Here is a 10,711-nt window from a genome sequence, read left to right as displayed (position 1 = left end):
GCTCAAGCTATAGAGGAATATATCAAATACTATAACGAAGAAAGGATAAAGAGCAGATTAAAAGGCTTAACTCCGAAAGAATATCGGAATCAAGCCTCTATTAATCCTATGTTTTAAAATGTCTACTTTTTAGGTCCCACTTCAGATAGATGTATCTGCTCTTTTGTATCCACATTTGTTTAAATATACTGCCAAAACCAGCCAAATCACTCACCCTCTCCTAGCGATTAACAATCTTAGGTTCAACAATGTTCTGAATAAGAAGACAATCAATAATTCCTAATAAGATTGAGCCAATCCAATATTCAAGTGCAGTAACACCAATAGTATCAATAGAAACCTTGGCAAATTCACCAGTTTTAGTAAGGACATGATTATAATACATCATAGTCACTTGATCATTAATGCGAGCCGCAATGACTATACCAATAATTACTAAGACTGCCATTACAATTAATTTAATGGCGGCAACATTCTTTATTGGTAATTGATCAGTTATGGCTCTAGTTAAAAGATTGGTAAAACTTACAAAAGCAAAAATGATTAAGCAAAGACCAACTAAAACTAAGATTTCTTCAGCAAAACCCACAATATCACTATTATCAAGAGTAAACTTACCACCAAATGGATTAATATTACTACTATAACCATCAATAATAAGGACAATTAACCCAATTACGACTTGAATAACGCCTACATAGAAGCATCCTACTAAACTAGAAAGAATATTGGCCAACCAAATTTTGCTACTGGATGTAGGAATCAATTGCCAAGTTTGACTCAAATTAATCTTTTCATTTTGCCAGCACATTAAGCCTAAGAAAGTAATATCCGCAAAAAATGTAGTAATTGCGCCTAAGCCCAATATTGTGCTCCAAATATTTTCATTACCTGCAAAACCACTAGACAAAGTATTAATAGGATTATTTCTATTAAAGATAATCCCCATTAGTAACATAAATATTACTGCAAAGGTTTGGATCAATAAGACTAAATTAGCATAACGTCGCTTTTGCAAAAACATTTGTTTAAACAAGGCTTTAGTACTTGTCATATTAACCCTCCTTTAATTTTGTTTTGCTTCGACAAATTTATTCAATAGTAAAATATCAATTAAAGTTATAACTACATCAAAGGCAAGAAATCCAAGAATAGTTGATCCCATCTGTATATCACCATTTCCTAGTGCAAATGGCGTAAATCTACCAACAACTGAGAACAATACACTTCCCGCATAGCCTAAAAGCCAAACAACCATGACGATAACTACTAATCTAACTAAAAACATGAGCGCTTTGCTTGAACCACCTGGAAGAAAATCCATGATACTTTTACTACTTAAATTAATTAAGCTAACTACTGCATACCAAGCATAGCCTAACAAAATTACGAACACTATACCGCCTAATAACTGCCACCAATCTTGAGCACTGATATTATGATTAGATCCTTGAAACAGTCCTTTAATTTCTTTACTTGCAAAAAGCAGAGGTAATGAAGCAACCACAACAGTTACAATTTCTATAATTTGCAGCCAAATATATGAAATAAGTGCTGTACCAAAATTACTTAATAAGAATTTAGTATCACTAATTGGAATCAAACGCCAAGTTTGACTGCGGTTTATTCTTTCATTTTTAACGGATGAAATAATCCAATAAACAAATCCTGCAAAAACTGATGTAACAGCCACCATTGCTGCAAACATAAACAAAAACTCTATTATAGGATTAACTGTTTCTCGTGCTTTTCCTACTACAATTTGAGGATCTTGTCCTCTAGTAGAAAAGAACATCATCAATGTAAAACATAAGCTAGCAAATGTTTGAATTAAATAGATTAAATAAACTGCCTTGCTTTTTTCTTGAAACATTCTATTGAACAATGTATTAAAGCTAGTCATTATTCATCATCCTCATCTGCATAAAAGCTTTCATAGTATTCTTCAATTGACTTGTGGTTTTGTCTAATATCATCTGCTGACTTATGCTCTAAAATCGTATTATCTTTGACAATAACTACTTCATCTAATAATGATGAAATTTCATTTACAAAGTGATCAGAGATCAAAATAGTAGATTTTTCGTCTTTCCACAAAATAATTGAATTAATGATCTTCTTGCGGGCCATTGCATCAATGCCACCAAATGGTTCATCAAGCAAATATAAGTCTGCTTTACGGGCAAAGGTTAAAGCAATGATTAATTTTTCACGCATACCACGAGACAATTGACTAAGTTTCATCTCGGGATCTAATTTTATAAATTTACGTAATTCATCAAATTCATTTTCATCAAAATCTTGGAAGATTGTAGCGTAAAAACGAACAACTTGAAAAATTTTAGTTGAATCACTAAAACCAGTTAAGCCATCAGTAAAGGACAATTTAGCCTTTCTTTCAGCTTCTTTAGTTGCACCAGCTAAATCGATCTGTCCCTTATAGTTCTTAGCAACTCCCGCAATAATACGCATCAGTGTCGTCTTCCCTGCCCCATTTTCACCTAATAAGGCAACGATTTTGCCTGACGTCAAAGTTAAATCTACATTCTTTAAAATAGTCTTTTGATTTTTCTTGTACGATAAATCTTTAATGGTTAATAAATCACTCATGATGATCCTCACTATGCTCCAAGTAATCTGTAAGTGTTGAAACTAATTCATCTTTTTTAACACCTAATTTTTCCATATTTTGAACAAACTCATCTAACTCATTATTAATGAGTAATTGCTTTGTCTTAGACAACAGTTCCGTGTCTTCAGTAACAAAATTTCCTTCGCCACGCTTAGTATAGAGAATGCCCTGTGTGTTCATTTCCTGCAAAGCACGTTGAACAGTATTGACATTAACAGTTAATTCCAAGGCTAATTTTCTAACTGATGGAATTTTTTCTCCGGCCTTCATTTTGCCTAAAGCGATTTGACGATATAAATATTGTTCAATTTGAAGATAAATAGGAATATTATCTTTGAATTCCATTTACTCACCTTCTACTCATACTGTATTATTTATCTATTACACTAATAATACTACTAACTTTATACCTGATTTTCAAGTATTATTTTTCTTCCTGTTTCACAAAAAAGGTAAAAGTAAAATTCAAAGCAAAAAAATAGCTGATATCATTGATTTAACAATAATATCAGCTTATTTTTTATCAATTATAATATTAGTGAATAACTTATTCTAATTTTCTAAAGCATAAGATTCACGTTATTATCATAACAAAAAAGTATATATTTTTATTATAATAATTTAAAAATGTTTCACTACTTTGCTCTTTCAGCGTTCAATTCAGCCATCTTGATCATGACGTCAACGGCTTTGTACATGGATTCAAGAACAGTGTATTCATAACGACCATGCATGTTTTCTTCGCCGGCAAAAATATTAGGACATGGAAGACCCATATAAGTCAATTGTGATCCATCTGTACCACCACGAACTGGATCTTCGTTAATTTCAAGACCTTCAGCCTTATATGCATCCCTAGCCAAATCAACAATATCCATGTGCTTCTTTAATTCATCAGCCATGTTGTAGTATTGATCCCACATCTTTAATTTGATTCTTTCAGTACCAAATTCAGCGTTCATCTTGTCTACGATTGACTTAACCAAATTCTTACGCTCTTCAAGGCCGTCACGTTCGAAATCACGAATAATGTAATCAAGGTGAGCATTATCAACTGTACCGTTAAAGCTCATCAAGTGGAAGAATCCTTCGCGACCATCAGTATGCTCAGGACGATCATGTTCTGGCAATTGATTATGGAAATCAATTCCTACTTGAACAGCATTAATCATTTGACCCTTAGCTACAGCTGGGTGCACATTTACACCTTGAATATCAAGGCTAAATTGAGCTGCTGAGAAAGTACCCCAGTCAAGCTTACCAGGTGCTTCACCATCAACAGTAAAGGCAAAATCTGCACCGAAATCTTTTACATCAAAGTGTTCAGCACCAGTACCAATTTCTTCATCAGGAGTAAATGCTAAACGAATCTTACCATGCTTTACTTCTGGATGATTCATCAAGTATTCAGCGAAAGTCATTAATTCAGAAACACCACATTTGTCGTCTCCACCAAGCAAAGTGTCTCCTGAAGCGGTGATAATTGTTTGACCCTTATAGTTCTTCAAATGTGGGAAAACCTTTGGATCAAGATAAAATTCTGAATCACCTAATTGGATCTTGCTTTCACCATCATAGTTTTCATGAATTTGTGGCTTAACATTTTCTGAATTAAAGTCAGCTGTATCACTGTGTGCCAAAAAGCCCATCACAGGTACATCATAGTCAACGTTTGAAGGAATTTCAGCAATTACGCTACCAGCTTTTTGATTATAGTGAATATCGCTTAAGCCTAATTCTTCAAGATCCTTCATAATTACGTTCTTTTGGAAGTTTTCTTCTCTTTCAGTTGAAGGGAAACGATCTGAATGTTCATCAGAACGTGAATTTACTTTTACATACTTTAAAAATCTTGGTAATAAATTTGGGTATTCCATTTATCCTGTCCTCTTTCTATTTAAAACAAATCTTGAAATGGATTAGTTGAAACTTCTGAAAGTTCAACACCAACATTCCAGTTATTTTCTTCATTCCATTTTTTAAGGCGATCATATACCTTATATTTAAACAATTTTTCAGTATAATGACCAGGATCAACTACTGTTAAACCAGATGAAATCATGTCATGACCAACATGATAATAAACATCTCCTGTAATAAAGGCATCAAGATGATCATCTAAAGCTCTAGTCCAATATTTACCACCATCACCACAAATAAAGCTAACAGTTGAAATCTTCTTTTTATTATCTGCAGTAATTAATCTAGCCATTTTAATATTCATTTTTTCTTTGACATAGTAGGCAAAATCGTACGCTGACATAGTTTTTGGTAACTTACCTTTGCGTCCCATTGCAATACCGTCATCATCTAAGCAAAATGGTTCAACATCCTTTAAGCCCAATTCTTCTGCTTGCCAATCTGCAGAACCATCTTGTGCCTTATCAGAATTGGTATGAATTGAATAAACAGTAATTCCGTTCTTGATAATATTGCCATACATTGCATTTTGGGCATTAGAGAAGTCCAAATTGCGAGCTGGTCTAAACATTACAGGGTGGTGGCTAACAATAAAGTTAACGCCCTTTTCTACTGCTTCTTCAACTACTTGTGGACGTACATCCAAAGTAGTCATCACCTTTGTAACATCTGCATCCATTGAACCAATTTGCATCCCAACAGGATCGCCTTTAGAAGCAATATCTTCTGGGAAATCTTGTCTCAATCGTTCAACTATATCTTTAACCTTAGTCATTACCCAATTCCTCCTTAATTAATTGAATGTTGTGTTCAACTTCATTAATTCGATCTTCATCTTTATTTCTAGCTTTATTTAAGTTCTGGAGCAACTTTTCGTTGTAGCTTAATTGACCTTGCCATTTTTGATAAAAGACTGGATTCTTCTCTTGCACAATAAATGGACCAAAGAAAATTTCTTTTTCAGTTAAATCATGTTTATCAGCCGTTAATCTAGCTTTTATTAATTCGTAAGTATGACCTGCTTCCGCAATTAATTTTTCATCTACAATTTGATAATTGTGCATCATGAGCCAATTACGTACGCCTGCTTCACCAATATTAGGTTCTAGCACCAAGGTCTTAAATTGAAAGTCTTTACTCCACGCTGCATCTAAAATATCCACCATTAATTTGCCGCCCATTCCGGCAATTACTACAGTGTCTACTTGATCTTGATGAGTAATCGTTTCTAAGCCATTGCCTAGACGCGTTTCAATTTGATCACTTAAGCCTGCTTCCATAATATCGTTTTTAGCATTTTCAAGCGGTCCCTTAGCTACATCACTTGCAATCGCATATTTTATTTTTCCTGTTTTAACTAATTCAATTGGCAAATAAGCATGGTCAGTCCCAATATCAGCGACTTTACTGTCAGGATCCACCATTTTTGCCAAAGTATTCAATCTTAAATTCATTTAGTCCTCCACAAAGAGTATGTTTATTCAAATTTTAGCATATTTAGTAGATGTTTTTTGTTATAATCGTACAGAGAAAGTAGGTTATTACATTGAAAAGAACTGAACCAGTTACTTTAACCAATATGTGTATGATCAAAAATAAAGGTAAAATTTTAGTTTTAAACCGCAATGACCCTGTTTGGCCAGGTCTTACCTTCCCTGGCGGTCATGTCGAACCACATGAATCTTTTAATGATTCAGTTATTCGAGAAGTTAAAGAAGAAACAGGACTAACCATTTTTAAGCCAAAACTTGCTGGAGTGAAGCAGTTTTATGACAAAAATAATGAACGCTACTTAGTCTTTTTCTATATTGCTGACGAATTTATAGGCACAGTTAAAGCGTCAAATGAGGGGACTTTGACGTGGATGACTAAGGATGAATTGCAGCAACATAAATTAGCCTACAATTTTGATCATGACCTACCTGTGTTTTTTGACCCTAATTTGAGTGAGCATATACTTGATGGAAAACGAGATGAATTATTTTAATGAGAAAAACAAAAAGTAAACTATTACTTTTTATTGCTTTAATTGCAATCATTGCCTTTGCTTCAGTACCGCTTTGGCACATTAACTTAAACGCCAACCGTCCACAAACCCATGTTGTAAAAAAGAAAAAGCCTAAAAAGAAGAAAAAGGTAATTCATAAGGTTACATGGGGTTATCCTTTTAAGCGACTTTACGAAAAGAAGATAAAGTTTAAGTCAGGGCAAAAATTCGGTGAAACTGATGTAATTAGACGTTACTACCCTACCAAGAGCTACTTTCATGATGGCTATGACTTTGGCTTTAGTGAAGTAGGTCACTCTACTGTTTATGCTGTTCACGCTGGGACAGTTCATAAAGTCAAATATGCACCTGGCCTTGGCCTTTATGTTTGGGTAATTTCTGATGATGGTTATGTGGAAATTTACCAAGAAGGTTTCCTCAGCATCACAGATATTTATGTAAAGAAAGGCCAAAAGCTCAAATTAGGTCAAAAGATTGGTCGTTTAACTGGCTCTCATATCCACTTAGGCGTAACTAAGACGTATCGATAAACATGGCGTGCCATGTCGCTATTATTGGAAAGATAATGGCACTTGGCTCAATCCAATGAAAATCATTGAAGATGATATCGCCAAAGGTAAAGCCAGCAGATCATAAAAAACGATAAACATTTTTCAAGAACTCAAATCAAAATGATTTGGGTTTATTTTTTTGCACGAAAAAAGTACTAGAATATCATTTTCTAGTACTTCTGTATAAATTATTTCAATAAAGCACGATTGCCAATGTCATGACGATAAAAACAACTAGGCAAAGATAACTTGCTCAAATATGAATAAACTCGATCTTGAGCATTAACTAATTCATCTGCTTCTGCAATTACCATGAACAATCGTCCACCGTCACCTAGCAAATTATTTAGATTTCCTTTTACATTTGCGTAATCGATATAAATTGAATCACTTGCTGGCAACTCACCAATTGGGACATCTCGATCCGGATGATTTGGATAACCATTGGCACAAACTACTACGCCTAAAACAGCCTTATTATTTTCAACCATTTCTGGTAAATCGTGATCATTTACAGCAGCATCAACCAATTCAGCTAAGTCAGTCTTCATTCGTGGCAAAACAACTTGCGTTTCTGGATCACCTAAGCGGACATTATATTCAATTACTTTTGGTCCATCTTGAGTCATCATTAAGCCAATATACAAAATGCCGTGATAATCATAATTTCCAGCAACCAAGCCATGTATCGTTGGTTTGACAATTTCATCAATCATTGATTGACGATCCTCATTTTTCAGTTGAGGCAATGGTGAATATGACCCCATGCCACCTGTATTAGGACCAATATCACCATCACCAACACGCTTATGGTCTTGAGCCATTGGCAAAATAGTAAATTTATCACCAGAAACTACTACGAACATAGAATATTCAGGACCTACAAGGCATTCTTCTAAAACAATAGCCTTTTGTCCTCCAGCAAACATTTCTTGAATAGTTTCTTCGGCAATATCTTTATTCTTGGCAATAGTTACGCCCTTACCGCCAGCTAAACCATCTTCTTTAATAACCACTGGATACGAGAAATCTTTTAACCCAGCAATACAAGTCTCAGGACTAGTAAAAGTTTCATAGCGCGCTGTTGGAATATTATACTTGCTCATAAATCGCAAAGCATAATCTTTAGAACCTTCTAATTGAGCTGCTCTTTGATTAGGACCGAAGATCTTCTCCCCGGCTGCATTAAATTTATCAACGATTCCGGCACAAAGAACATTCTCTGGACCTACAAAAGTCCAGTCGATATGATTCTTTTGTGCAAATTCAAGCAAGCCATCTAAGTCCATCTCATCAATAGGCACAGTTTTGACACCGATCGTTTGCATCCCTACATTACCAGGTGCACAATAAACAGTCTCTACATGAGGACTTTCCTTCAATTTTTTAGCTACCGCAAATTCACGACCGCCAGAGCCTACAACTAATAAAGTTAACTTATCTTTCATGATTTCACACTAACTAATGTCTAAAATGACGATAACCTGTGAAGACCATTGCTACACCATACTTATTAGCCATATCAATTGAATCTTGGTCTCGAATCGAACCACCAGGTTGAACAATTGCCTTAATACCATGCTTAGCAGCATATTCAACACAATCATTAAATGGGAAGAAAGCATCTGATGACATTACAGTATTTTCATCAATATCAGCTTCTGCATGTTTAATCGCAATCTTGGCTGAGTCAATTCTATTAGGTTGACCCGCACCTACACCTAGAGTTCTTTCATCGTTAGCAACAACAATGGCATTAGATTTTGTATGCTTAACTGCCTTTAATGCGAACATCATAGTCTTCAATTGTTTTTCAGTTGGCACAGTATCAGTAACAACTTTCCAATCCTTAGGATCTTCAATTAAGGTATCTTGCTCTTGGGTTAAAATACCGCCCATGACAGAAACAACTTCTCTTCTAGTTGGTTCATTTTCATGACTAAAGTCTAATTGAAGTAGACGAATGTTCTTTTTCTTTTCCAGAATTTCCAAAGCATCTTCGTCAAAACCAGGAGCAATAACAATTTCCAAGAAAATTTTATGCATCTTTTGTGCAGTTGCCAAATCAACTTTTCTGTTCAAGGCAATAACACCACCGAAAATAGAAACTGAATCAGCTTTATAAGCTCTGTCCCAAGCTTCTTCCAAAGTGTCGCCGCGACCAATACCACAAGGATTCATGTGTTTCATAGCTACAACAGTTGGTTCATCTTGAAATTCTCGAATGCAGCGTAAAGCTTCATCGGCATCTTTAATGTTATTGTATGATAATTTTTTACCGTGCAATTGTTCTGCTTCAAGGATAGAGAATTTCTTAGGAATAGCATCTTCATAAAGCCAAGCCTTCTGGTGAGAGTTTTCACCATAACGCATTTTTTGCTTCAGATCATAGGTTAAAGTCAATTTTTCAGGATCTTCAAGCTTAACTTGCTTAGTTAAATATTGTGCAATTAAAGCATCATAACTGGCAGTTGTTCTAAAGACTTTAGCAGCAAGACGTGCTCTAGTTTCTAAGCTAGTGTTGCCATTTTCGCTAATTTCTTTTAAAACTAAATCATAATCAGCCTTATCAGTGACAACAGTCACATCACGATAATTCTTAGAAGCTGCTCGAAGTAAACTAGGACCGCCAATATCAATCTGTTCAATAGCATCGTCTAATTCAACATCTGGCTTTTCAATAGTTTCTTTAAATGGATAAAGGTTTACGCAAACTAAATCAATCGGAGTAATCTTTAGCTTCTTTAAAGTATCCATATGTTCTGGCTTGTCACGACGAGCTAACAATCCACCATGAATATAAGGATTCAAAGTTTTTACTCGACCATCTAAAATTTCAGGGAAGTTAGTGACGTCTTCAACACTAATAGTTTTAACACCAGCTTCATCTAATACTTTTTTAGTACCACCAGTTGAAACAATTTCATAGCCGTTTTGAACTAAGCCCTTTACAAAAGGTACTAAATCAGTTTTATCACTTACACTAACTATTGCACGTTTCACTTTTTCTTCTCCTTTTTTCATTCTGTCTTCCAAAACTTTTCTTAAAGTTGCTGGAAATAATTTATGTTCAGTTTCATGCACTCTTGTTTCTAGTGTATCCTCAGTATCATCCGCAAAAATTGGCACTACTTCTTGAGCAATAATTGGGCCATGATCCAAGTGAGCATCAATAAAATGAACTGTTACTCCAGTTTCTTTAATTAATCCTTTTTGATAATCGCGAAAGGCTCTTCCAATTGAATCCAAACCAGGATATTTAGGTAATAATGCTGGGTGCAGATTAATAATTGCATTAGGATATGCGTTTAAAATAGTTGGACCAATTACTCGCAGATAACCAGATAAAACAATGAAATCTATTTTGTAATCTTTTAAAACTTTTAAAAGACGTTCTTCATACGCTTCTTTGCCACCGCACTCTTTAACTGAGAAAGTCTCATAAGGTACACGTAATCTTTCAGCTCGTTTAATTACTGGAGCCTTAGGATGATTACAAAAAAGCAATGCCTCTTCTCCAGGAATATTTCCTGCTTGGAATTGTTTAGTTAAAGCTTCAAAATTGGTTCCATTTCCAGAAGCTAAAATTGCAACTCTCAT

11 protein-coding genes and 2 pseudogenes are annotated in these 10,711 nt (G+C 34.8%); 3 read left to right on the top strand and 10 right to left on the bottom strand.

Annotation, left to right across the window (positions count from 1 at the left end; genetic code table 11):
* Positions 1–117: IS3 family transposase (locus tag RDN22_RS00595; RefSeq protein ID WP_308554877.1), on the top strand; the 117-nt coding region annotated here is incomplete at its 5' end.
* Between the two features lie 103 nt (positions 118–220).
* Here RDN22_RS00595 and RDN22_RS00590 read toward each other — a convergent pair.
* The 7 genes from RDN22_RS00590 to RDN22_RS00560 form a co-directional block, all read right to left on the bottom strand.
* The gene (locus RDN22_RS00590; protein ID WP_308554873.1) at positions 221–1,054 is read right to left on the bottom strand and encodes an ABC transporter permease; all 834 of its coding nucleotides are present in this window, start codon (positions 1,052–1,054) and stop codon (positions 221–223) included.
* Positions 1,055–1,066: 12 nt separating this feature from the next.
* Positions 1,067–1,903, bottom strand: a complete 837-nt coding sequence (locus tag RDN22_RS00585) for an ABC transporter permease (protein WP_308554871.1) — start codon at positions 1,901–1,903, stop codon at positions 1,067–1,069.
* The gene (locus tag RDN22_RS00580) at positions 1,903–2,610 is read right to left on the bottom strand and encodes an ABC transporter ATP-binding protein (RefSeq protein WP_308554869.1); all 708 of its coding nucleotides are present in this window, start codon (positions 2,608–2,610) and stop codon (positions 1,903–1,905) included. The genes RDN22_RS00585 and RDN22_RS00580 overlap by 1 nt, the downstream gene beginning before the upstream one ends.
* Positions 2,603–2,977, bottom strand: coding sequence for a GntR family transcriptional regulator (locus RDN22_RS00575; RefSeq protein ID WP_308554867.1), 375 nt, complete (start codon positions 2,975–2,977; stop codon positions 2,603–2,605). The genes RDN22_RS00580 and RDN22_RS00575 overlap by 8 nt, the downstream gene beginning before the upstream one ends.
* A gap of 290 nt (positions 2,978–3,267) precedes the next feature.
* Positions 3,268–4,509, bottom strand: a complete 1,242-nt coding sequence (gene pepT / locus RDN22_RS00570) for a peptidase T (protein WP_308554865.1) — start codon at positions 4,507–4,509, stop codon at positions 3,268–3,270.
* A gap of 20 nt (positions 4,510–4,529) precedes the next feature.
* A complete protein-coding gene (locus RDN22_RS00565) occupies positions 4,530–5,327 on the bottom strand; it encodes a Nif3-like dinuclear metal center hexameric protein (protein ID WP_308554864.1) in 798 nt (265 codons plus the stop codon).
* The gene (locus tag RDN22_RS00560; protein WP_308554862.1) at positions 5,320–6,006 is read right to left on the bottom strand and encodes a class I SAM-dependent methyltransferase; all 687 of its coding nucleotides are present in this window, start codon (positions 6,004–6,006) and stop codon (positions 5,320–5,322) included. The genes RDN22_RS00565 and RDN22_RS00560 overlap by 8 nt, the downstream gene beginning before the upstream one ends.
* A gap of 92 nt (positions 6,007–6,098) precedes the next feature.
* Here RDN22_RS00560 and RDN22_RS00555 point away from each other — a divergent pair, with 92 nt between their 5' ends.
* Together RDN22_RS00555 and RDN22_RS00550 are read left to right on the top strand one after the other, a co-directional pair.
* Positions 6,099–6,539, top strand: a complete 441-nt coding sequence (locus RDN22_RS00555; RefSeq protein WP_308554860.1) for an 8-oxo-dGTP diphosphatase — start codon at positions 6,099–6,101, stop codon at positions 6,537–6,539.
* A pseudogene (locus tag RDN22_RS00550) lies at positions 6,539–7,196 on the top strand (M23 family metallopeptidase). Before RDN22_RS00555 ends, RDN22_RS00550 begins: the two are co-directional and overlap by 1 nt.
* A 103-nt stretch (positions 7,197–7,299) precedes the next feature.
* Here the strand turns inward: RDN22_RS00550 and purD are convergent.
* The 3 genes and pseudogenes from purD to purN all read right to left on the bottom strand — a co-directional run.
* Entirely contained in the window at positions 7,300–8,559 is a 1,260-nt protein-coding gene (gene purD / locus RDN22_RS00545; protein ID WP_308554858.1) for a phosphoribosylamine--glycine ligase, read from the bottom strand.
* A 13-nt stretch (positions 8,560–8,572) separates the two neighbouring features.
* The gene (gene purH, locus RDN22_RS00540; RefSeq protein WP_308554875.1) at positions 8,573–10,114 is read right to left on the bottom strand and encodes a bifunctional phosphoribosylaminoimidazolecarboxamide formyltransferase/IMP cyclohydrolase; all 1,542 of its coding nucleotides are present in this window, start codon (positions 10,112–10,114) and stop codon (positions 8,573–8,575) included.
* Positions 10,115–10,141: 27 nt separating this feature from the next.
* A pseudogene (gene purN / locus RDN22_RS00535) lies at positions 10,142–10,711 on the bottom strand (phosphoribosylglycinamide formyltransferase); the annotation flags it as partial.

It is taken from the genome of uncultured Lactobacillus sp., from assembly GCF_902491705.1.
In the GTDB taxonomy this organism is placed as follows: Bacteria; Bacillota; Bacilli; order Lactobacillales; family Lactobacillaceae; genus Lactobacillus.
The sequence above is the reverse complement of the archived record's forward strand: the minus strand, read 5'-3'. Positions and strand labels throughout refer to the sequence as shown.

Coding starts and splice junctions, on each gene's coding strand:
- RDN22_RS00590 (WP_308554873.1), bottom strand. CDS start 1,054: ATGACAAGTACTAAAGCCTTGTTTAAACAAATGTTTTTGCAAAAGCGA.
- RDN22_RS00560 (WP_308554862.1), bottom strand. CDS start 6,006: ATGAATTTAAGATTGAATACTTTGGCAAAAATGGTGGATCCTGACAGT.
- purD (WP_308554858.1), bottom strand. CDS start 8,559: ATGAAAGATAAGTTAACTTTATTAGTTGTAGGCTCTGGCGGTCGTGAA.
- RDN22_RS00575 (WP_308554867.1), bottom strand. CDS start 2,977: ATGGAATTCAAAGATAATATTCCTATTTATCTTCAAATTGAACAATAT.
- RDN22_RS00580 (WP_308554869.1), bottom strand. CDS start 2,610: ATGAGTGATTTATTAACCATTAAAGATTTATCGTACAAGAAAAATCAA.
- RDN22_RS00565 (WP_308554864.1), bottom strand. CDS start 5,327: ATGACTAAGGTTAAAGATATAGTTGAACGATTGAGACAAGATTTCCCA.
- pepT (WP_308554865.1), bottom strand. CDS start 4,509: ATGGAATACCCAAATTTATTACCAAGATTTTTAAAGTATGTAAAAGTA.
- RDN22_RS00585 (WP_308554871.1), bottom strand. CDS start 1,903: ATGACTAGCTTTAATACATTGTTCAATAGAATGTTTCAAGAAAAAAGC.